General features: G+C 64.9%; 19 protein-coding genes. 3 read left to right on the forward strand and 16 right to left on the reverse strand.

The window, feature by feature from the left end:
* Positions 1–10: 10 nt before the first annotated feature.
* The 8 genes from P9273_RS13025 to P9273_RS13060 form a co-directional block, all read right to left on the reverse strand.
* Entirely contained in the window at positions 11–1,228 is a 1,218-nt protein-coding gene (locus tag P9273_RS13025; protein ID WP_278049283.1) for an MFS transporter, read from the reverse strand.
* Entirely contained in the window at positions 1,228–3,300 is a 2,073-nt protein-coding gene (locus P9273_RS13030) for a TonB-dependent siderophore receptor (RefSeq protein WP_278049284.1), read from the reverse strand. Before P9273_RS13030 ends, P9273_RS13025 begins: the two co-directional genes overlap by 1 nt.
* A gap of 148 nt (positions 3,301–3,448) precedes the next feature.
* Positions 3,449–3,583 (reverse strand): hypothetical protein, encoded by a 135-nt coding sequence (locus P9273_RS13035; RefSeq protein ID WP_278049285.1) that lies wholly within the window; start codon positions 3,581–3,583, stop codon positions 3,449–3,451.
* A gap of 19 nt (positions 3,584–3,602) precedes the next feature.
* On the reverse strand, positions 3,603–4,355 hold the full coding sequence (locus P9273_RS13040) for an SDR family NAD(P)-dependent oxidoreductase (protein WP_040997676.1): 753 nt from the start codon (positions 4,353–4,355) through the stop codon (positions 3,603–3,605).
* 162 nt (positions 4,356–4,517) lie between these two features.
* Positions 4,518–5,621, reverse strand: a complete 1,104-nt coding sequence (locus P9273_RS13045) for an AbrB family transcriptional regulator (RefSeq protein WP_278049286.1) — start codon at positions 5,619–5,621, stop codon at positions 4,518–4,520.
* Between the two features lie 64 nt (positions 5,622–5,685).
* Positions 5,686–5,997, reverse strand: coding sequence for a putative quinol monooxygenase (locus P9273_RS13050; RefSeq protein ID WP_040996976.1), 312 nt, complete (start codon positions 5,995–5,997; stop codon positions 5,686–5,688).
* A 52-nt stretch (positions 5,998–6,049) separates the two neighbouring features.
* Positions 6,050–6,823 (reverse strand): SDR family NAD(P)-dependent oxidoreductase, encoded by a 774-nt coding sequence (locus tag P9273_RS13055; RefSeq protein WP_278049287.1) that lies wholly within the window; start codon positions 6,821–6,823, stop codon positions 6,050–6,052.
* 82 nt (positions 6,824–6,905) lie between these two features.
* Positions 6,906–7,340, reverse strand: a complete 435-nt coding sequence (locus P9273_RS13060) for a DsrE family protein (protein ID WP_278049288.1) — start codon at positions 7,338–7,340, stop codon at positions 6,906–6,908.
* 99 nt (positions 7,341–7,439) lie between these two features.
* On the opposite strand from P9273_RS13060, the gene P9273_RS13065 reads away from it, so the two are divergent.
* The gene (locus P9273_RS13065) at positions 7,440–8,540 is read left to right on the forward strand and encodes a hypothetical protein (protein ID WP_278049289.1); all 1,101 of its coding nucleotides are present in this window, start codon (positions 7,440–7,442) and stop codon (positions 8,538–8,540) included.
* Between the two features lies 1 nt (position 8,541).
* On the opposite strand, the gene P9273_RS13070 is transcribed toward P9273_RS13065, so the two are convergent.
* The 6 genes from P9273_RS13070 to P9273_RS13095 all read right to left on the reverse strand — a co-directional run bounded on the left by P9273_RS13070 (position 8,542) and on the right by P9273_RS13095 (position 16,247).
* On the reverse strand, positions 8,542–9,489 hold the full coding sequence (locus P9273_RS13070; RefSeq protein ID WP_278049290.1) for a cation diffusion facilitator family transporter: 948 nt from the start codon (positions 9,487–9,489) through the stop codon (positions 8,542–8,544).
* Positions 9,490–9,494: 5 nt separating this feature from the next.
* Positions 9,495–11,684 (reverse strand): anthranilate synthase, encoded by a 2,190-nt coding sequence (locus P9273_RS13075; RefSeq protein WP_278049291.1) that lies wholly within the window; start codon positions 11,682–11,684, stop codon positions 9,495–9,497.
* A 235-nt stretch (positions 11,685–11,919) separates the two neighbouring features.
* Positions 11,920–12,975: a succinylglutamate desuccinylase/aspartoacylase family protein gene (locus P9273_RS13080; protein WP_278049292.1), complete on the reverse strand. Its 1,056-nt coding sequence runs from the start codon at positions 12,973–12,975 to the stop codon at positions 11,920–11,922.
* 135 nt (positions 12,976–13,110) lie between these two features.
* The gene (locus P9273_RS13085; RefSeq protein WP_278049293.1) at positions 13,111–14,283 is read right to left on the reverse strand and encodes an MFS transporter; all 1,173 of its coding nucleotides are present in this window, start codon (positions 14,281–14,283) and stop codon (positions 13,111–13,113) included.
* 129 nt (positions 14,284–14,412) lie between these two features.
* Entirely contained in the window at positions 14,413–15,789 is a 1,377-nt protein-coding gene (locus tag P9273_RS13090; protein WP_278049294.1) for an FAD-containing oxidoreductase, read from the reverse strand.
* Complete coding sequence (locus P9273_RS13095; protein WP_278049296.1) at positions 15,786–16,247, reverse strand: DUF4126 domain-containing protein; 462 nt, start codon at positions 16,245–16,247, stop codon at positions 15,786–15,788. Before P9273_RS13095 ends, P9273_RS13090 begins: the two co-directional genes overlap by 4 nt.
* Positions 16,248–16,395: 148 nt before the next feature.
* Between P9273_RS13095 and P9273_RS13100 the strand changes: the two genes are divergently transcribed.
* Positions 16,396–16,953 carry a sugar O-acetyltransferase gene (locus P9273_RS13100; protein ID WP_278049297.1) on the forward strand — a complete coding sequence of 186 codons (558 nt, stop codon included), beginning with the start codon at positions 16,396–16,398 and terminating at the stop codon, positions 16,951–16,953.
* On the opposite strand, the gene P9273_RS13105 is transcribed toward P9273_RS13100, so the two are convergent.
* Positions 16,940–17,926 carry a helix-turn-helix domain-containing protein gene (locus P9273_RS13105; RefSeq protein WP_278049298.1) on the reverse strand — a complete coding sequence of 329 codons (987 nt, stop codon included), beginning with the start codon at positions 17,924–17,926 and terminating at the stop codon, positions 16,940–16,942. The two genes, P9273_RS13100 and P9273_RS13105, sit on opposite strands and share 14 nt — an antisense overlap.
* Positions 17,927–18,050: 124 nt before the next feature.
* Between P9273_RS13105 and P9273_RS13110 the strand changes: the two genes are divergently transcribed.
* Positions 18,051–18,692, forward strand: coding sequence for a cysteine hydrolase family protein (locus P9273_RS13110; RefSeq protein ID WP_278049300.1), 642 nt, complete (start codon positions 18,051–18,053; stop codon positions 18,690–18,692).
* 72 nt (positions 18,693–18,764) lie between these two features.
* On the opposite strand, the gene P9273_RS13115 is transcribed toward P9273_RS13110, so the two are convergent.
* A complete protein-coding gene (locus P9273_RS13115) occupies positions 18,765–20,444 on the reverse strand; it encodes a formate--tetrahydrofolate ligase (RefSeq protein WP_278049301.1) in 1,680 nt (559 codons plus the stop codon).
* Positions 20,445–20,658: the final 214 nt, after the last annotated feature.

A 20,658-nucleotide genomic window follows, 5' to 3' on the forward strand; every position in this document is an offset into this window, starting at 1 on the left:
TTCCGTCTTTTCAGTCGCGATCGCTGACCATGGCGATCGCCGGCGCCGCCAGCAGCGCGACGAGGCCTGCGCCGCCGAACAGCGCGCCATAACCCAGATGCTGCGCCAGGTAGCCGGCCAGGATGCCGCCCGCCATGCTGACCAAGGCGTCCATGCACTGGAAAAGCGTGAAATCGACGCCGGCCTGCCTCGGATCCGACCAGCGCATGAACTGCGCATAGAGCGCCACGAAGCCAAGCGCCATGATGCCCGAGGAGCTCAGCATCGCGACGGCCGCCAGCGGGCCTGTCGGGAAAATGCCGGAAAGCGAGAAGGCCGCGAGGATGAGCAGCGATCCGGCCTGCAGGATGAGTGCGAGCACAAGCACGCTGCGTGTGCCCAGCCACCGGACGAGAGCGCCGCCTGCAAGCGCGGCCGCAACGCCGAGGATCATGCTGCCGACGCCGTTGACCAGGCCGATGGTGGAAAGGCTGAGCCCGGCATCGACGAGAAACGGGCCGAGCATGGTCAGCGCCGCCTTCTGCGCCAGCACATAGATCGCCGACGCCGCCAGACCGCGGCGTATCTGCGGGCGCCGCAGTGCCGCGCCGAGCGAGGGCACGTGCTCGCGCACTTCCTTGCGCGATTGGCCGGCAATGCCGAACAGGAAGGGCAGGCCGAGCAGCACAAGCAGCGAGGCCATGGCCGACACCGCCGCGCGCCAGCCATGGATTTCGACCAGATAGAGGAAAAGGCCGGCGCCGATCGCCGAACCAAGATAGGCGCCGCCGACCTGGGCCGCGTTGCCCCAGCCGAGATTCCTGCCGGCAAGGTTCTGCACCGCAAAGCCATCGCAGGCGATATCGACGGTGGAGGCCGCGAAGGCGACCACCGTCAGGCAGGCGACCACGGGCCAGAAAGCGGCCGGGCCGAGCTCGGCGACGGCCAGCAGTCCGATGATGGAAACGAGGCCGCCGATGAGAATGATCGTGCCGGTGCGGTTCCTGCCCGACGACGGAAGCCGGTAGCGTTCCACCGCCGGCGACCACAGGAATTTCAGCGCCCATGGCAGGGCGATCAGGGTGAGCAGGCCGATGCGGTCGAGCGGCAGGCCCTGGTCGCGCATGACGGCCGGCAGACCTGTCCAGGTGATGCCGCCGATCACGCTCTGCGCCACATAGAGGCCGCCGATCGCCGTAACGATGAGGGCCGGCGACGATGCGGCCCGGTTGGAGACGGAGATCGACATCAGAAGCGGTAGCGCAGGCTGCCGAACAGCGAGCGGCCCTCGTCGCGGTAGCAGTAGCCGGCCGAACAGATCGTCTGCTGGTTGTCGAACAGGTTCTTGGCGTTGATCTGCAGCTTGACCCCTTCGAGCTTCGGGTGGCGGTAGCCGAAATCGTAGGACAGCGAGGCGTCGACGAAAGCGCGGGCATCGTTCTTGAAGGTGTTGGTGTCGTCGCCGTAGCTCGCGCCGGCAAAGCGCACACCGGCGCCGAGACCGAGCCCTTCCAGCGTGCCGTTCTCGAACTGGTAATGGCCCCAGAGCGACAGAATGTGGTTCGGCGTCGCCGACAATTCCTTGCCGTCGGTGCCCTCGGCGCCTCGTTCGATCTTCACCCGCAGATAGGTGTAGGAGGCGATGACGCTGAAGCCATTGTCCAAAGAGGCGTTGGCCTCCAGCTCGACGCCGCGCGAGTTGAGGTCGAGCTGGCGCTGCTTGTTGATGCCGGTCGAGGCGTCGAAGACGACACCGTCCTTCTGGTCGATGTCGAACAGCGCGGCGCTGACGGTCGCGTTACGGTCGGGGATCTCGTATTTGACGCCGATCTCCTTCTGCGTGGCGATGGTCGGGCGGGCGACGCGGCCGACCGGGCTATTAACGTCGTCATAGACGAAGCCGATGTTGGGAGAGAACGAGGTCGAGTAGTTGATGTAGGGGATGATGCCCCATTCGGTCCGGTAGGACAGCCCGACGCGGCCGGAGAAGGCGCTGTCCTTCTGCTCCGATTGGCTGAAATCGGCCGCGGTGGACGTTGTGTCAACCCAGTCGTAGCGGCCACTGGTGAACAGGGTGACATCGTTCCACTCCATCTGGTCGTGCAGATAGACGCCGAGCTGGTTCATCTCCTGCCCGCCGGAATGCGGGACGGGGGCTGACTTGATGTCCTCGATCGAGACATAGGAGAGCCCGCTGCCGGCATCATAGTCCGACCAGGCATAGTCGATGCCGGCAATCGCGGTGTGCTTGACCGGGCCGGTATCGAATTCGAGCTGCGCCATGTTGTCGACGACGAAGTTCTTCATCGTCTCGGTGTAGTGGCCCCAGTAGCGCGCAAGCGGCTGGTCGGCGCCGATCGAATAGTGGCCGCTATATTCGATGTCCGAGTCGACGGCGTTGTAGCGCAGGTTCTGGCGCACGGTCAGCCAATCGTTGAAGCGGTGCTCGAACTCGTAGCCGATGCGCCCCTGATCTTGCGTGAAATCGTTCCAGGCCGGATCGCCTTCATAGACGTTCGACAACACGCCATAGGCGGAGTTGTAGAAGGCGGCGGTGCCGCCTGTGACGGACTTCGAATACTCGCCGAGGATGGTGAGCTTGGTGTCCTCGTCCGGCTTGAAGGTGACGGCTGGCGCCAGATAGAGCTTGTCGTCAGGGTAGTCGGGCAGGCCGGTCTCGCTCAGGCGGCCGAGGCTGGTGAAGCGATACAGGATGCTGCCGTCATCGTTGACCGGCCCGGAGGCATCGAGCGCCGCCTGGAAGCGGTTGTGCTCGCCGGCCAGCAGCTCGATCTCGTGGAACGGCTCGTCCTTGGGCCGCTTGGTCACGACGTTGACGATGCCGCCGGGACCGCTGACGCCGTAAAGCGACGAGGCCGGACCCTTCAGGATGGTGACGCCCTCGATGCCGTAGGGTTCTGTCTTGAACCAGGCGGAAGGGCCATTGTATTGGCGCAGCCCATCGCGGAACATGCCGTTGTAGAAGGCCTGGAAACCGCGCAGGAAGAAGGCGTCGTAGCGCGTGTCGAAACCGAAGCTGTTTGGATTGGCGCTCGCCGTATAGCCCAGCGCGTCGTTCAGGGTGCGCGGCTTCTGGTCCTCGATCTGCTTTTGCGTGACGACCGAAACCGCCTGCGGGATTCTGGCGATCGGCGTGTCGGTCTTGGTGCCGATGCGATCCTTCTTCGCGACATAGCCGTCCTGCTTCAGGATCTCGTTGCTCTCGGCGGTTACCTCGATCTTGTCGAGAACGACGGCGTCGCCGCCATCCTGCGCAATCGCCGGGCAGGCATGATTAAGGATGGCGCTGCCCGCCAGCAATGATAATCCCCAGCGCCACGTCCTCGACCGCCTCGGCATTAACCTGTCTCCAATTCTCATGTTTTGATTTGCGCTTCCGCGCTCTCAAATATGAGTATGTGAGTCAAGTATTTTTTGCTGCCTCGCCGGACTTGATGGAGGCGTAGTGTCAACCTTCCTGGCAGGCCGGGACAGAAGCGACGTGTTGTTCCCGCGCCGATCCGCGACGAAGGCCGAGAAAGACGATGATGACAGTAAGCACGGTGATCGTCGCCAGCACGATGAGCAGCCGGTTGAAAGCCATCTCGTCAGCTTGGCGACGGTCAGTAGGTCGTGCGTCCACCGGAAAGATCGAAGGTCGCGCCGGTGGTGAAGGAGTTCTCGTCCGACAGCATGAAGACGACCATGGCGGCCGCCTCCTCGACCTCGACGAAACGGCCGCGCGGCACTTTGCCGAGCATATAGGCGACCTGTGCTTCGGTGAGTTGCTCCAAGATGCGGGTGCGGGCGGGCGAGGGCGTCAGCGCGTTGACGGCGATGTCGTGTCCGGCAAGTTCCTTGCCGAGCGACTTGGTCAGCGCCAGCACGCCGGCTTTTGCAGCGGAATAAGCGGCGGCATTCGGATTGCCTTCCTTGCCGGCCACCGAGGAGATGTTGACGATGCGGCCGTAATTGCGTGCGATCATGCCGGGCACCAGGCGCCGGCAGCAGTAGAAGACGCCGTTGAGGTCGATATCGACGATCTGACGCCAGGCGGCGGGGTCGTAGTCCACCACGGTTGCCGCCGGTCCGGCGATGCCGGCATTGTTGACGAGGAGATCGACGGGGCCAAGCGTCCGCTCGGTCTCTGCGGCGGCGCGATCGACGGCCTCGATCTGCGACTGGTCGCAGAGAATGGCCTCGACGCGGCCGAGCGACGCGAGTTCGGCGGCAGCTTTGCTCATCGCGGCCTGGTCGACGTCCCAGATGGCGACGCCGGCGCCGGACGACAGCAAGCGTCGGGCGACAGCAAGGCCGATGCCTTGCGCGCCGCCGGTCACCACGGCGACGCGGCCGGAAAGATCGACGGCATTCACGCGACGGTTCATGGCATTCTCCTCCGCTCCCTTAGAGCAATTCGGCATCCCGATCGGGATGCTGCCCTGCTCAAATTTTTTGCTTTCACGCAATTCCAGACGGAAAACCGCTGCACACTTTTCCGGGAATTGCTTTTGCGCCCATGCCCTGGATATAGCGGATCAGGCCCTGAGGTTTCGCGCCACAAGCCTGGCTACGCTTGGCCCAATGAGCAGCACGACCAGGAAGCGCGCTGATTGCAGGGCCATGACGAAGGAGATGTCAACGTTCTGCGCCGCGGCTGCGATGATGGCGACGCTGTCCATGCCGCCCGGGCTGGTCGCCAGGTAAGCGGTCAGCGGGTCGATGCCGAGCAGGCGGCTGATGGCGAATCCCATGCCGCCGCAAAAGGCGATCAGCGCGACGATCGAGCCGACGATCTGCGGCAGGGCGCGTGCCGCATGGCGCAGAATCGGCCGGGTGAAATTCAGCCCGATCGACCAGCCGACCATGGCGTAGCTGATCGCCAGCAGCCAGGGCGGCAGTTGCATCGGCACGCCGAGGCCGAGATGGATCACCGCGCCGAAAATGAAGGCGCCGAGAAAGAAAGGCGAGGGCAGCCTGACCAGCTTTCCGGCCAGGCCGCCCACCGCCGCGATGCCGATAGTGGCGGCGAAGGCGAAGGCATCGATGGCCGGAAACCAGACGACGGGCGGTACTTCGACGCCGGATGTGTCGACCCACATCTTGGCGACGAGGGCGGCCGTCATCGAGACGAAGATCACGCGCAGATATTGCATGAAGGCGACGAGGCGCTGGTCGGCGCCGAAGGCGCCGGCCATCAGCACCATGGCCGTTGCGGCGCCGGGCGAGGAGCCCCAGACCGCCGTGGTGCCGGGCAGGATGCGCCAGCGGCTGATCAGCCATCCGAGCAGGCTGGAGGCGGCGACGGTTGCTATCACCACACCGAGGAAGAGCGGCCATTCCGCATAGAACACCGGAAAGATGTCGGCCGAGATCGAGCCGGCGACCAGGCAGCCGACGATCGCCTGGGCTGAGCCGAACAGCGGACGGGGTACGTGCACGGTGGCGCCGTTGGTGCCGGCCAGGATCGCGGCAAGCATCGGGCCGATCAGCAGCGCCGCGGGCAGCGCGGCGAGCTCCAGCGCGCCGGCGAAGAGCAATGAAAACACCAGCAACACCAGCCACTGCCGGGGCGGGCGCAGGCGCGCCATGCGCTCGGTCGGCGTCTGGTCCTGCGATGATTGCTCTGGCGAGGAGTCCATATGGGCTCTTAAAGCGGACGCCGACAAATGCGAACCCGCTTTCGGCAAATTCGCGCAAGAGAGGTCAATCAGCCTTTTCGGGAGCAGGAAGTCCAAAGCCGCCGACCGGACGGGTCTCGATCTGGAATTCGAAGCCGGCGATGAAGGGGCGCGCCTTGGCGATCGCCGCTTGGACTTCCGGCAGCTGCAGCGAGGCCTTGTGGCTCGCCTGGTCGGTCCACACTTCGGTGACCCAGATCGCGTCGGCGTCGGCCGGATCGGTGGCGATGATGTAGCTCAGGCAGCCGGGAAGCGCGGCGGTGCTTTCGCGCAGCACGTCCATGACCGCATCGCGCTGGCCGCGCGCCGCCCGCATCTTGCCGATCAGTCCGTACATGCCCTTGCTCTCCCTCCAGGTTGCACGCTGCACCAAGTATGCAATCGCCGGCTCACGGCATCAACTGGCCGCCATTCACCTCGATTACTTGGCCGATGATGTAACCGCTCAACAGGTCGGACGACAGGAACAGATAGGCGCCGACGCAATCCTGCGCGGTGCCGGCGCGCCCTTGCGGAATGGTGGCGACCATGGCCTTGATCTGCTCGGCGTTCGAATAGCGTTCGTGGAACGGCGTCAGGATGGTGCCCGGCGCCACCGCGTTGATGCGGATGCCGAAGCCGATCAGCTCCTTGGCCATGCCGCGAGTCACGTTGGAAACGAAAGCTTTGGCGGAGCCATAAAGCCCGGCGCCGCCGCCGGCGCCGTTGCGGGCCGCGATCGAGGTGGTGTTGATGATGAAGCCGCCCTGGCGCTTCAGCCACGGGATCGCCTTGCGCGAGGCGGTCAGCACCGAGCGCGCATTGAGGTCCATCACGGCATCGTAATGCGCCTCGTCCTGATCGGCATAGGCGACGCGGCCGAGCATGCCGCCGGCATTGTTGACCAGGCCGTCGAGCCGGCCGAAATGGTTTGCGCTCTCTTCGACCACACGCTCGACGTCCGCAGGCATCGAAAAATCGCCCTGGACCGGAAACACCTCGCCGCCATCGTCGCGGACGGATTGGGCCAGGCTCTCGGCGGCTTCGCGGCTCGCATTGTAGTGCAGCGCGACGCGGCACTTCTGCGCCGCGTAGGCACGAACAAGGGCCGCGCCGATGCCGGTCGAAGCGCCGGTGACCAGCACCGCCTTTCCGGCAAGATCGGGGATGGCAAGTGTCGTCATGTGGGCCGGCCTCCGCGTTGCCGTCTTTCGTAGGCCATTGCCGGCCTTGCGTTCAAGTGGGGGCGTTCAAGTCCGGTCGCGCTCAGGGCCTGAGATAGACATAGCCCTGGTGCTGCAGCTCGGCGAGCTTCACGACGCCGCCTTTGTCGGCAAGCTCGAAGCCCGCCAGCAGGTCGGTCAGCGTGATGTCCATGCCATGCAAGGTGTTGCCGCAGGCTTGCGGGACAAGCCCCTGCTGGACAAGGCCGGCAAAGCGGCTGGAAACGGCGCCGGAAGCGCCCTTGGCTTTGAAGGCGGCGAGAGCCGGACCGTGCACCACAAGCACGATATCGACATTGCCGCCGGTGCCTTCATAGTGGTTCTTGATGTTGCCGAGGACGAAGTTGACCTTGTCCGCGTCGCTGAGGTGATAGGCGACTTTCAGCCTTCCCTCAGGCGTTGCCGCGTTTGCACGGCTCAGGCCGAAAAGACCCGCGACGCCCGCAAGACCCGCACGAAAAATGTCACGGCGCAGCATCCTATCCTCCGTTCGCTCGCCTGCTCGCGCGATTTTGCATGGTTCAGGCGACGCTCCTAGATTAGCATATCGCGGTCCTGTCGGTGGGAGGAGGGTCACATGGCATCGAGGACCGTTGTGGGGAGGACCATGGCGGGCGCGGTGCTTTGCGTCGCCCTTGCCGCTTTTGCCGGCGCTGCGCGCGCCGAACAGCCGCCCAAGCTTCCCGAGCTCAGCCCGACCGGCGCCGATGCCTGCTTCGGCCGTGTCTACGACGCAGCCCATCTCAAGACGCATCCGCGCCAGAAGGTGGCGCGCATCTTCTTCTTCTACGGCCACGACCCGGTCAGCCGGCCAAACGAAGAACCTCCGGCCAACCAGGATACGTCCTATAACGGCTTTCTCACCACCACGGTGCGCGGCGCCAAGAAGCCGGAATGGGCAAGCAGCTGGTGCAACAAGGAAGATCCGAGCGACAAGGCGAGCGGCATCCGTTGCGGCATGGATTGTGACCGCACGCTGGCCTCGCTGAAAGTGGACGACAAGGGAAAGCTGCTCCTGTCCGGCCTGTCGCCGGACGTCTATCTCGATCCCGACGCGTCGGAGTCGATGAGCAAGGCCGAGTACAACAAGCAGGCGCTGGGCAGCGAGGACGACAACTTCAAGCTGGATCCGATGCCGGTCGAGACCTGCAAGGCGGAGTTCGCGCGCATCGACCCCATCGATCCGGCGCTTGGCGACCCGCTGCGCGTGCGGCTGAAGCCCGATCAGCCCTTCTGCTTCGGGCGCGATTACGACGACGCGCACCTGAAGTCGCACCCCAACCAGCTCACGCAATCGATCCGCGTCTTCCGCGGCCCGATCGAGCTCGCCTCCTTCGCCGCCGGCGGGGACGCCGCGAACTGGCCCGACGGGGCGGATATCGCCGTTTCGGTGACGACGAGGCAGAAGGGGAAAAAGGTCACGCAGACCTATTCCTGCCAGGGCGAGGCCGACCAGTGGCGCTGCTCGGCCAGCGCGAAAATGAGCGATTTTTCCTGCGACATCTCGCAGAAGGAGATTTTTCTCAAGCGCGGCGCTGGCGGCATGATGATGGTTGCGAACCCCAACAATGCGGTGGCGGTCGTCGATCTTTGCTCAAAAGCGGCGAAGGGCAAGACGAAGTCGGACGACAAGGTCTTTCGATTGACGCCCATGCCGCAGTCGGCCTGCGCTCCATAATTCAGGCGAAAGGCACTGCGGTTGTGCCTTTCGGCAGCTTGGCCTCGTCGTCCGGCTCGACATGGATGATGACGCGCACCGAGGGGATCTCGGCTTTCAGCGCGTCCTCGATACGGTCGCAGATGACATGGCTGGCGCCGACCGTCATGTCGGCGTCGACGACGAGGTGGAACTCGATGAAGGTGGCGCGCCCGGCAATACGCGTCTTCAGATCATGCACCTCGAGCGCGCCCTTGGAGTTGGCCGAGATGATGTCACGGATCTGCATGTGTTCCTGTTGATCGACGGCGCGGTCCATCAGGCCGTTCATCGACGAGCCGATGACATGCCAGCCTTGCCAGAGGATGTTGAGCGCGACGATCACGGCCAGCGCCGGGTCGAGGATCTGCCAGCCGGTGAGCACGGCTCCGACGAGACCGCCGAACACGCCCAGGGACGTCACGACGTCGGTCATGATGTGCTGACCGTCGGCCACGAGAGCAGGTGATTTCGCGTTCCGGCCGACGCGGATCAGCGTCAAGGCCCAGATCGCATTGACGACGGTCGCGGCGCCGTTGACGGCAAGGCCTTCCCAAGGCTGTTCTAGCGGGACCGGATGCTGCCAGGACCGCCAGACCTCGTTGAGGATGAGCAGGGCCGCAACGACGATCAGCACGCCCTCAAGGACGGCTGAGAAATATTCGGCCTTGTGATGGCCGAAGGGATGGTCTTGGTCGGCCGGCTTGTAGCTGACCTGGATCGCCCAGAAAGCGGCAGCCGACGCAATCACGTTGACGATCGATTCCAGCGCATCGGAATAGAGCGCGACGGAGCCGGTGATATACCAGGCGACAAGCTTGAGGGCGAGCACGACGCCGGCGACGACGATCGACCAGAAGGCCAGCCTTGCGACCTTCTGTCTGGCCGCGGCTTTCACCGCGGCCGTCGTCGTTTCCGGCGCTTCCGTCATCGTTCCTACGCGGCCTTTTCCTTGGCCTTGCGCGGCAGATGCGCGACGATGTTCTCGATGATGCGCATGCCGGCGTTATGGCCGAGCGTCATGATCGATTCGGGATGGAACTGCACGGCCGCGATCGGCTCCTTGCGGTGCTCGAAGGCCATGATGATGCCGTCCTCCGTCTCTGCGGTGACCACGAAGCCGTCGGGCAGGCGCACCGGATCGGCGAAGATCGAGTGATAGCGGCCGACGGTCACTTCCTTGGGGAGCCCTGAAAAGATTATGCCGGGCTTCGAGACCCGGATGCGCGACGGCTTGCCGTGCATGGGGATGTGCAACTGCCTGAGCTCGCCGCCATAGGCTTCGGCCAGTGCTTGCAGACCGAGGCAGACGCCGAAGATCGGCAGGTCGCGGCTGCGCGCTCGTCTGATGGTGGCGGCGCAATCGAAGTCCGTCGGCGTACCCGGTCCGGGCGACAGTACGACGAGATCGGGCTTCAGCCGCTCGAAGACCTCTTCCGGCACCGGGGTGCGAACGGTGGAAACGTTGGCGCCGGTCTGGCGGAAGTAGTTGGCCAGGGTGTGGACGAAAGAGTCCTCGTGGTCGACCAGCAGGATGTTGACGCCGTCGCCGACGCGCGCGGTGGTGCGCTCGGCTCCGGTGGCGTTGCCAGTCTTGGCGTCGCGGATGGCGGAGAGCATGGCGGATGCCTTCAGTTCGGTTTCGGCTTCTTCTTCCTCGGGAACGCTGTCGAAAAGCAGCGTGGCGCCGGCGCGCACTTCGGCGATGCCGTCCTTGATGCGGATGGTGCGCAAGGTGAGCCCGGTGTTCATGTCGCCGTTGAAATTGACCATGCCGATCGCCCCGCCATACCAGGCGCGCGGGCTCTTCTCGTTCTGCTCGATGAAGCGCATGGCCCAGAGTTTCGGCGCGCCGGTGACGGTGACGGCCCAGGCGTGCGACAGGAACGCGTCGAAGGCGTCCATGCCTTCGCGCAGCCGCCCCTCGATGTGGTCGACGGTATGGATCAGGCGCGAATACATCTCGATCTGGCGGCGGCCGATGACGCGCACCGAGCCGGGATCGCAGACGCGCGACTTGTCGTTGCGATCGACATCCGAGCACATTGTGAGCTCGGACTCGTCCTTCTTGGAGTTGAGCAGCTTGAGGATCTGCTCCGAGTCGGAGATGGCATCATCGCCACGCTTGATGGTGCCGGAGATCGGGCAGGTCTCGACGCGGCGGCCATTGACGCGCACGAACATCTCCGGCGAGGCGCCGATCAGATATTCGTTTTCGCCGAGATTGATGAAGAAGGAATAGGGCGAGGGGTTGATCGATTTCAGCTTGCGGGAAATGTCGGAGGGCTGCGTCTCGCAGCGCTCGTAGAACATCTGTCCAGGCACGACCTCGAAGAGGTCGCCGCGCTTGAAGCTCTCCATCGCCCGGCGCACCAGGTTGGCATATTCGCCCGGCTCATGGTCGCCGCGCGGCGGGATGCGGTCGGCTGTCTTGAAAGGCTCGGCATGGCCGTCGCGGGCCAGGCCTTCGGTCGAAAAGCCTTCGCCGGAATAGTCATAGCGGTCGGTCCAGGCCTTGGTCGAATAATGGTCGACGACCAGGATCTCGTCGGGCAGGAACAGCACCAGGTCGCGCTGGCTTTCCTTGCGCTCCAGCTTGTAGTCGACCGGATCGAACTGGAAGGCGAGGTCGTAGCCGAAGGCGCCGTAGAGGCCGAGATTGGCATCCTCGGCGGTCCTGAACAGCGCGGTGATGGCGCGCAGCACGGTGAAGACGGACGGAACGCGGCTGCGCTCCTCCTCGGTGAAGACCCGGCCGGGCTTGGCGACATCGAGACGGATCAGCGTCTTCGAGGTCTCGGCGATCGTCACTTCGCTGAGCTCGTCAAGCGCCTTGCCGATTACCGGCAGCAACACTTCGCCGCGCCTGTTCAGCGCTTCGATGCGCATCGTGCGTCCGCGCGCGGAGATCACCAGCGGCGGATCGATTATGGCCGTATCCCAGCGCGTGTAGCGGCCCGGATATTCATAGTTGGAGGAGAACACGGCGCCGCGGCGCGAATTCAGGCCGTCGACATAGGCATCGATCGCGCCCTCATACGGCCGGTCGTGCCGCTCGCGGGTGATCGTCACCCCGCCTGCGGTGACGAAGCGCTCGGCCCCGTTGTCCAGAACTTTAGTCGTCATTGCCGTCTCCATCAGCGTTTTGGGCAACGGACCCGGGAATGGCTCTAAAAACAAATGGCCGCCCGGACATTCCGTTGCGGCCACCCTTAAATTTCACGCGCACGCGCACGAACAGGCCGCTGTCAGCAGCCCCACCACCAAACGGTCTTGTTCGAACGCATGTTCATGGCGACTCCCATAGCGGCGAATGGAGGTCCGTGCAACTGGATTTCACGACGACTCCGACCGCGCGGCTTCAGTCTTCCAGCGTGCCGGAGCGCGCGTCGCCGCTCCTGGCATCGCCGGCGAGCTTCAGAAGATCCTCGCCGGCGCGGATGATGCGGCGCGCGCGGCGGGTCAGGATGAGGCCCGATTGGGGGGCGAACACTTCCGTGCGGCCGCCGGCCTCGCCGGGCGCATGGACGATCGTCGCCAGCCTGTCGCCTTTCTTGACGCGGCCGCCTGGCTTGACGTCGTAGAGGATCGCGCCGGCCTTGGGCGAAGGCATCATGTCGATGTTTTCCAGCGGCACGACGGGTCCGGAAAATGTCTCGAATTTCGGGATCGACGGATCCTGGATGATGCCGCGCGTCACCAGCAGCCGATAAAGCCCTTCGGCATCGGAGGCCGCCAGCGCGGCGTCGACATCGAGTATGCCGCGATATTCGACCGTGGTCACGGCGCGGCGATCGAAGCGTGCAACGTTCGCCGGCGCGTTCTGGTAGGGCATGATGGAGGCGCCTTCGAATGTGCCGTCCGTGTCCTCGCTCCACAGCACCACCGCGTCGATGCCCATGGCGGCGGCGCAGTCGGCCATATGCGGCCACAGGCTGGTGTGGATGTAGAGATAGGCGAGACCTTCGTCGTCGCAGTGAAGGTCGAGGACGATGTCGTTGCCGAGCGACAGCTGGACGAGCCGGTTCTTCAGCCGGCGATCGGCGCCGCCAAGGCTGATATCCGGCAGGAGCCTGGCGTCGGGCGTGGCAAGCAACGGGAAGGAGCGGTTGAAGTTGGTGCGGGTGCCGAGATTGAAGCGGCCCTGATGCTCGCCGAAATGATATTGCGCGCGGCCGATCGGATTGGCCCAGGGCACGATGGTGATCGGACCCCTGATGCGGCTTTCCGCTTCCGCCTTGGCAAGCATCGGCATCAGCGCGTCGATAGCGACGACGCCTGGCAGTTCGCCGGCATGCAGTGCCGCCTGCAGATAGGCGGAAGGGGCCGCCTTGTCCTTACCCTCGAAACGCAAGACCGGAAATTCGTAGGCGACGCCTTCGCTGTCGCCGGCGATGCGCTCGACCGTCTTCTGCATGGGGTACCTCCGCTTGAAGCGGTTTCACCCATGCCTTTTTGCGATCGAGCTGTCGATTGGTCCAGCGGCCGCCACTGTCGGGGCAGGGTGGCTACGGCGAAGGCGCCGAGTCTGCTGCGGCGAAGACGCCGAGCCTTATTCCGCCGGCTGCGGCTGCAGGACTGTTCGGCTGTCGAGCGCCTGCGACAGCACGGCCACAGCGACAGCCAGAAGCGCAAGCGCCGCGCCCACCAGCGGCAGGTTGGCGTAAGACACGCCCCAGGAGATTGCAAGGCCGCCGATCCAGGCGCCGCCGGCATTGCCGACATTGAAGGCGCCCTGGTTGAGCGTGGCGGCCAGGTTCGGTCCTTCGGCAGCCGCCTCGACGACGCGGATCTGCAAGGGCGGCACGACGATGAAGATCAGCATGCCCCAAAGGAAGACGATCGCCACGGCCACGCTTGCCATGGCGCCGAGCTCCGTGAAGACGACGAACAGCAGCGCCATGGCGAGCAGCGTAGCGATCACAGTCGGCATCAGCTTCCAGTCCGCCAGCCTGCCGCCGATGATGTTGCCGATGGTCATGCCGGCGCCGAACAAGAGCAGCACCCAGGTGACGGTTGCCGTCGACAGGCCGGAGACGCCGGTGAGGTAAGGCTTGATATAGGTGAAGACGGCGAACAGGCTGGCGGAGGCGAGCGAGGCGATCAGCATCGCCAGCCAGACCTGCAGCTTGCCGAGCACGCGAAGCTCGCCCACCAGGCCGCCGCCGCTGGGTTCCGCGACATCCGACGGCTCCAGCCAGGCGATGGCCGCGACCGAGATGAGACCGATGCCGACGACGGCGAGGAAAGTGGCGCGCCAGCCGAAGGCTTCGCCTAGCGCCGTGCCGGCTGGAACGCCGAGGATGTTGGACAGCGTCAGGCCGGCGAACATCAGCGCAATCGCGCTCGCCCGCTTGTTGCGCGGCACGAGACTCGCCGCAACCACCGAGCCGATGCCGAAGAAGGCGCCGTGGCCGAAGGCGGTGAAGACGCGTGCGGCCATCAAGAGCCAATAGTTCGGCGCGATGGCGCAGAAGAGATTGCCGATGACGAAGAGGGCGGCGAGGCCGACAAGCACCGGCTTGCGCGGCAGGCGGGCGGTTGCCATGGCCACGATCGGCGCGCCGAAGACGACGCCCAGCGCATAGCCGGTGACTAGCAGGCCGGCGGAGGGGATCGAGACGCCGAGATCTGCCGCCACTTCCGGCAGCAGGCCCATAATGACGAATTCCGTGGTGCCGATGCAGAAGGATGCAATGGCGAGCGCTAGGATCGGCAGCGGCATGGGATATCCGGACTGAATCGGTTCAAAATCGAGACTGTCCGCAGACATGCCGACGCGCAAGCGCCATTGCTGCAACGCAGCAATGCAGAAATCGGGGAGCTTTCGGCGAGGCGACCGCGACGGCGGACGTCAGACCAGCGGCTTGAGCTCCTGGGCGATGGTCGGCAGCAGCTCCGAGACGGTCGGGTGTATATGCATGGCGCGCGCCAGCGTCGAGATCGGCGCCTTGGCGTACATGAGGTCGAGCACTGAGTGGATTGCCTCGTCGCCGCCCGGGCCGAGCACCGAGCAGCCGAGGATTTCCCCGGTATCGGCATCGGCGAGGATTTTCATGAAGCCCTGCGTTTCGCCCTTCTCGACCGCGCGGCCGACACGCGTCATCGGCCGCTGTCCGACGAGCGCGCGGCGGCCGGATTTCTTCACCGCGGCTTCCGTCATGCCGCAGCGTCCGAGCGGCGGGTCAATATAGAGCGCATAGGCTTCGATGCGGTCGCTGACTTTGCGCGGATCATTGTCGAGCAGATTGGCGGCGACGATCTCGAAGTCGTTGTAGGAGGTGTGTGTGAAGGCGCCCTTGCCGTTGCAGTCGCCCATCGCCCAGATGCCGGGCACGTTGGTGCGCAGCTGGTCGTCGACAAGGATGTAGCCGCGCTGGTCGACCGCGACGCCGGCCTTGTCGAGGCCGAGATCGTCGGTGTTGGGCGTGCGCCCCAGCGCCAACAGCACATGCGAGCCGACCGCCGCCGGCTTGCCTGCGGAGAAGGTGACGGCGATCCCGTTGCCTTGCCTGGCAAAGGCGATATTGTCCGCGCCGACATGGACGGCGATGCCTTCGTTTTCGAGGATGGACAGGATGGCCGCGGACGTGTCCTCATCCTCGCGCCCGGTCAGCCGCGGCGCCTTCTCGATCACCGTGACCTCGGAGCCGAAGCGACGGAACATCTGCGCGAATTCGAGCGAGACGTAGCTGCCGCCGACGACGATCAGATGGCTGGGCAGCACATCGAGATCCATCATCGAGGAATTGGTGAGGTAGGGCACGTCGTCGACGCCGGGCAGGTCGGGCACCGAGGCGCGGCCGCCGGTGTTGAGGAAGATCTTCGGCGCGGTGAGCAGTTCGTCACCGACGCGCACCGTGTCGGCGCTGACGAAACGCGCGTGGCCGCGATAAAGCGTGCAGCCCTTCATGCCGGCGATCCATTTTTCGAGATTGCCGCGGGCGTCGTCGGTGACCTTGTCCTTGCGCGCCTTGATGCGTTTGTAGTCCACGCCAACGGGGCCTGAGAGCGCGACGCCGTAGTCGGCGGCGCGGCGGGCGAGATGCGCGGCATAGGCGCTCGCCACCATCGCCTTGGTCGGCATGCAGCCGGTGTTGACGCAGGTGCCGCCGATGAACTTGCGCTCGATCAGCGCGACCTTCATGCCGGCGGCCTCGAGCCGGCCGACCAGCGGCGGCCCGGCCTGGCCGGCGCCGATGACGATCGCGTCGAAGCTCTTTGCGCTCATGCGACCGCCGCCACAATGAGCAGGCCGCCGATGATGGCCACCGCATCTTCAATGAAGGCGGCGGGCGGATCCTTGCCGAAGGCAGCGGCCAGTCTCGCACGTGCTTCCGCGCCGCCGAGCGTGCCGATCACCGCGCCGATGGCGCCGGCGATCACGCCGCCGATGGTCGAGCCGGCGGCCGCTCCGATGAGCGCGCCGCAGAAGGCGCCGACGACGATGCGGGCGCCGAATTGCGGCGGCACCTTGCGGCTCGGCGTCGACGGCAGCTGGTCGGTGATGAGCTCGACGACGGCCAGGACGGTGAAGATGCCGACGGCGATCCAGTGGCCCATGAAGCTCGCCCAGGTGCCTCCGACCGGTAGCCAGCCGAGCCATGCGCCCCAGGCGGTGACCGCAAGCGCCGTTCCGACCCGCAAGCCGGTAACGACGCCTATCAGCAGTGCAAAAATGAAAAGCATGATCGACCCCCCGCAACCTGAGACCGTCGCATGTCTCGCAACGGCAGGCTAACACAAGCCAGGCGTTTGGCCATGCGGCTTTGTCTGACAATCTATTATGCTTTGGCGACTATGCTTCGGCAGCAGACGAAAATCCGGAGGTATCGCCATGACGACAAGCGAGCGCATGAAGATGGCGGCGGGCGAGTGGTACACCTGCATCGACGATGAGCTGGAGGCATTTCGCGTCACCGCGAGCGATGCGGTGTTCGAGCACAACGGCCTGCCGCCCCGGCAGCGCGGCGATATCGCTCCCGCCTTGCGGGCGCTGCTCGGCGGCGCGGGCGAGGGCGCGCGCATCGAGGCGCCGTTCCATTGCGCCTATGGCTTCAACCTGTTCCTCGGCGAGGGCGTCTTCCTCAATGCCGGCTGCACCATCCTCGATACCGCGCCGGTGCGTATCGGCAAGGGCACGTTGCTCGGCCCCAATGTGCAGATCTACTGCGCCGAACATCATCGTGAAGCCACCGGCCGACTGGCCGGGCTGGAGATCGCAAAACCAGTGACGATCGGCGACAACGCCTGGATCGGCGGCAGCGCGGTGATCCTCGCCGGCGTCAGCATCGGCGAGGGCGCCATCGTCGGCGCGGGCGCGGTGGTGACCCGCGACGTGCCGGCGAACATGACGGTGGTTGGCAATCCGGCGCGGGCCGTTACAAGAGGCTGAGCCCGCCTGGCACCTGGGTGCCTCTCGAAAACTCGCGCCGGTATTGCCTCGGCGAGGTCCTGAGCCGAGCGGCAAAATGCTGGCGCAGCGAGGTGGCGCTGCCAAAGCCGGCTTCGAAGGCCACGATGTCCATCGATTTGTCCGTCTGCTCCAGCAGCCTTTGCGCCAGCGCGACGCGCTGGTCGGCAAGCCAGTCGCCGAAACTGGTGCCGATCGACTTCTGGAAGCGGCGCGTGAAGGTGCGGCGGGTAAGGCCCGCTGCTTCGGCGACACTGTCCAGGCTGTGGGCTTCGCCGAGCAATGCCCGCACCTCATCGAGGGCCTTGGCGAAGCGGTCGGCGTTCGGCGTCGGCGCGAGCGGGCGCTCGATGAACTGCGCCTGCCCGCCCTGCCGGTGCGGCGAGAGCACGACATGGCGGGCAAGCCGCAGCGCCGCCTCTGCGCCATAGCGGGCGCGCACGATGTGGAGGCAGCAGTCGAGCCCGGCGGCGACGCCGGCCGAGGTTATGATGTCGCCCTCGTCGACATAGAGCACGTCGGCGTCGACCGCGATGTCGGGGTGAATCTTCTGCAACCGATCCGTGTAGGCCCAGTGGGTGGTCGCCCTGCGCCGGGCAAGCAATCCGGCGCCGGCGATGGCGAAGGTGCCGAGGCACAAGCCAACGATCAGCGCGCCGCGCCGATGCGCGCGCTGCAGAGCATCCTTGAACGGCGCGGCCAAAGGATCCTCGAGATCCTTCCAGCTCGGGATGATGACGATGTCGGCCTCGTCGAGCGCCGAAAGCCTATGCGGCACGACGATGGTCAGCCCCGCATCGGTATGAATGGGTCCCTCCTCCATCGCGCAGACGCGGAAGTCGAAGCGCGGCAGCCCAAGCTTCGTTCGATCGGCGCCGAAAACAAGGCACGGTACGGAGAGGTGGAACGGACTGATGCCGTCGAAAGCGACAGTGGCGATGATCGGGTTCTTCATGGCAGGCTTCGTTCTATTGAAAGCCGAATGTCCCAATTCTTTCGATTGATGTCAATCGGGCCACTTTCTCGACCTGTAGCATCCGCCTAGCTTTGTGCCATCAACCGGTCGAAAGGAAACCGCCATGTCAGCACCTGCCACCCAGCCGCGCCGCGCGCTTGTCGTCGTCGATGTCCAGAACGACTATGACGGCGGCAATCTCGCCATCCAGCATCCGCCCTTCTCCGAGACCGTCGCCAATGTTGCGCGCGCAATGGATGCGGCTGCGGCGGCCGGCATCAAGATCGTCGTCGTCAAGCAGATGGCGCCCGAGACGTCGCCGATCTTCGCCAAGGGCAGTCATGGCGGCTCGCTGCATGCCGAGATCGCCGGGCGCGGCCGCGACCACTATGTCGAGAAGACGCTGCCTTCGGCCTTCACCGGCACGGATCTCGAAGACTGGTTGCGCGCCAACGCCATCGATACGATAGCGGTCGTCGGCTATATGACCCACAATTGCGATCTGTCGACCATCATCCACGCTGTGCATATGGGCTTTGCCGTCGAGTTCCTTTCGGATGCCAGCGGCTCGGTGCCTTACGCCAACAGTGCCGGCTACGCGTCGGCCGAGGACATACACCGGGTGGTGAGCGTGGTTCTGCAATCGCGCTTCGCCGCGGTGCTGAAGACCGCCGAATGGATCGATTGCCTGAAGACCGGGAAGCTGCCGGAGCGCGACACGATCTATGCATCGAACCAGCGGGCGCTCAAGCGCAACGCGGCTTAGCCAAGCCGAACTCGGGAGTGGAAAAGGGCGCCGCGGTTGCCGCGGCGCCCCTTATCTCAACTCTACCGCCGTCTAGAACAGGCCTTCGATCTGACCCTGCTCGTTGAGGAAGATCTTTTCCGAGGACGGCGACTTGGGAAGGCCCGGCATGGTCATGATCTCGCCGCAGATGATGACGACGAAGCCGGCGCCGGCCGAGAGCCTGACCTCACGCACCGGCACGGTGTGGCCGGTCGGCGCACCGCGCAGGTTCGGGTCGGTCGAAAACGAGTACTGGGTCTTGGCCATGCAGACCGGCAGGTTGCCGTAGCCGGCCTGTTCCCAGGCATGCAGCTGGTCGCGGATCGACTTGTCGGCGATCGCCTCGTCGCCACGGTAGATGCGCTTGACGATGGTGTTGACCTTGTCGAACAGCGGCATCTCGTCCGGATAGAGCGGCGAGAACTGCGAGGCGCCGGATTCGGCGATCTCGACCACCTTGCGGGCGAGGTCCTCGATGCCGGCCGAGCCCTGCGCCCAGTGCTTGCACAGGATCGCCTCGGCGCCTTGCGCCTTGACGAAGTCCTTCATCGCCTGGATCTCAGCCTCGGTGTCGGTGGTGAAGTGGTTGATCGCCACCACCGCCGGCACGCCGAACTGCTTCACATTCTCGATGTGGCGGCCAAGGTTGAGGCAGCCCTTCTTCACCGCCTCGATGTTTTCCTTGCCGAGGTCTTCCTTCTTGACGCCGCCATTCATCTTCATGGCGCGCACTGTGGCGACGATGACGGCCGCCGCCGGCTTCAGGCCCGCCTTGCGGCACTTGATGTCGAAGAATTTTTCGGCACCGAGGTCGGCGCCGAAGCCGGCTTCGGTGACGACATAGTCGGCAAGCTTGAGTGCCGTCGTGGTGGCGACGACCGAGTTGCAGCCATGCGCGATGTTGGCGAACGGGCCGCCATGCACGAAGGCCGGGTTGTTCTCCAGCGTCTGCACCAAATTGGGCTGGATGGCGTCCTTCAAAAGCACCGCCATGGCGCCGTCGGCCTTGAGGTCGCGGGCATAGACCGGCGACTTGTCGCGACGGTAGGCGACGATGATGTCGCCGAGGCGCTTCTCGAGGTCCTTGAGGTCGGTCGCGAGGCACAGGATCGCCATCACTTCGGAGGCGACGGTGATGTCGAAGCCGGCCTCACGCGGGAAGCCGTTGGCGACGCCGCCCAGCGAGCAGATGATCTCGCGAAGGGCGCGATCATTCATGTCCATGACGCGGCGCCAGGCGACGCGGCGAATGTCGATGCCGAGCTCGTTGCCCCAGTAGATGTGGTTGTCGATCAGCGCCGAAAGCAGGTTGTGGGCGGTGGTGATGGCGTGGAAGTCGCCGGTGAAGTGGAGGTTCATGTCATCCATCGGCACGACCTGGGCGAGGCCGCCGCCGGCCGCACCGCCCTTCATGCCGAAATTCGGGCCGAGCGAGGCTTCGCGGATGCACACGACCGCCTTCTTGCCGATGCGGTTCAAACCGTCGCCGAGGCCGACCGTGGTCGTCGTCTTGCCTTCGCCGGCCGGCGTCGGGTTGATGGCGGTGACGAGGATCAGCTTGCCGTCCTTGTTGTTCTTCACCGATTTGATGAACTCGGCCGAGACCTTCGCCTTGTCGTGACCGTAAGGCAAAAGGTGCTCGTAGGGGATGCCGATCTTGGCGCCGATCTCCTGGATCGGTTTTTTGTTGGCGGCGCGCGCGATCTCGATGTCGGACTTCACTTCGGCCATGGCGGCTTTCCTCTGGAGTAGGCGGTGGAGGGGAGGGGTTCGATCATTCGTGCATGGTCGAAACGCCGCCCGGACGTAAGGGCATGTAACCCTGTCGCTGTCGCGGCGTCAACTTCCATGCAACTATGTTTCCTGTTAAGAAAGAGTGTCCTGTCGCCGGCCTCTTCAAGGTAGTCATTCCGGGCCCGGTCGTTGCGGCGTATAGAAGCCAGAG

Origin of the sequence: Mesorhizobium sp. WSM4935 (genome assembly GCF_029625735.1) — a bacterium.
Classification (GTDB): Bacteria; Pseudomonadota; Alphaproteobacteria; order Rhizobiales; family Rhizobiaceae; genus Mesorhizobium.

Bases quoted from the DNA above. Each gene is read 5' to 3' on its own strand.
- P9273_RS13115 (WP_278049301.1), bottom strand. From the start codon at position 20,444: ATGGCCGAAGTGAAGTCCGACATCGAGATCGCGCGCGCCGCCAACAAA.
- P9273_RS13085 (WP_278049293.1), bottom strand. From the start codon at position 14,283: ATGCCGCTGCCGATCCTAGCGCTCGCCATTGCATCCTTCTGCATCGGC.
- P9273_RS13075 (WP_278049291.1), bottom strand. From the start codon at position 11,684: ATGACGACTAAAGTTCTGGACAACGGGGCCGAGCGCTTCGTCACCGCA.
- P9273_RS13070 (WP_278049290.1), bottom strand. From the start codon at position 9,489: ATGACGGAAGCGCCGGAAACGACGACGGCCGCGGTGAAAGCCGCGGCC.
- P9273_RS13100 (WP_278049297.1), top strand. From the start codon at position 16,396: ATGACGACAAGCGAGCGCATGAAGATGGCGGCGGGCGAGTGGTACACC.
- P9273_RS13105 (WP_278049298.1), bottom strand. From the start codon at position 17,926: ATGAAGAACCCGATCATCGCCACTGTCGCTTTCGACGGCATCAGTCCG.
- P9273_RS13060 (WP_278049288.1), bottom strand. From the start codon at position 7,340: ATGCTGCGCCGTGACATTTTTCGTGCGGGTCTTGCGGGCGTCGCGGGT.
- P9273_RS13025 (WP_278049283.1), bottom strand. From the start codon at position 1,228: ATGTCGATCTCCGTCTCCAACCGGGCCGCATCGTCGCCGGCCCTCATC.
- P9273_RS13090 (WP_278049294.1), bottom strand. From the start codon at position 15,789: ATGAGCGCAAAGAGCTTCGACGCGATCGTCATCGGCGCCGGCCAGGCC.
- P9273_RS13050 (WP_040996976.1), bottom strand. From the start codon at position 5,997: ATGTACGGACTGATCGGCAAGATGCGGGCGGCGCGCGGCCAGCGCGAT.
- P9273_RS13080 (WP_278049292.1), bottom strand. From the start codon at position 12,975: ATGCAGAAGACGGTCGAGCGCATCGCCGGCGACAGCGAAGGCGTCGCC.
- P9273_RS13110 (WP_278049300.1), top strand. From the start codon at position 18,051: ATGTCAGCACCTGCCACCCAGCCGCGCCGCGCGCTTGTCGTCGTCGAT.
- P9273_RS13035 (WP_278049285.1), bottom strand. From the start codon at position 3,583: ATGGCTTTCAACCGGCTGCTCATCGTGCTGGCGACGATCACCGTGCTT.
- P9273_RS13055 (WP_278049287.1), bottom strand. From the start codon at position 6,823: ATGACGACACTTGCCATCCCCGATCTTGCCGGAAAGGCGGTGCTGGTC.
- P9273_RS13095 (WP_278049296.1), bottom strand. From the start codon at position 16,247: ATGCTTTTCATTTTTGCACTGCTGATAGGCGTCGTTACCGGCTTGCGG.
- P9273_RS13065 (WP_278049289.1), top strand. From the start codon at position 7,440: ATGGCATCGAGGACCGTTGTGGGGAGGACCATGGCGGGCGCGGTGCTT.
- P9273_RS13045 (WP_278049286.1), bottom strand. From the start codon at position 5,621: ATGGACTCCTCGCCAGAGCAATCATCGCAGGACCAGACGCCGACCGAG.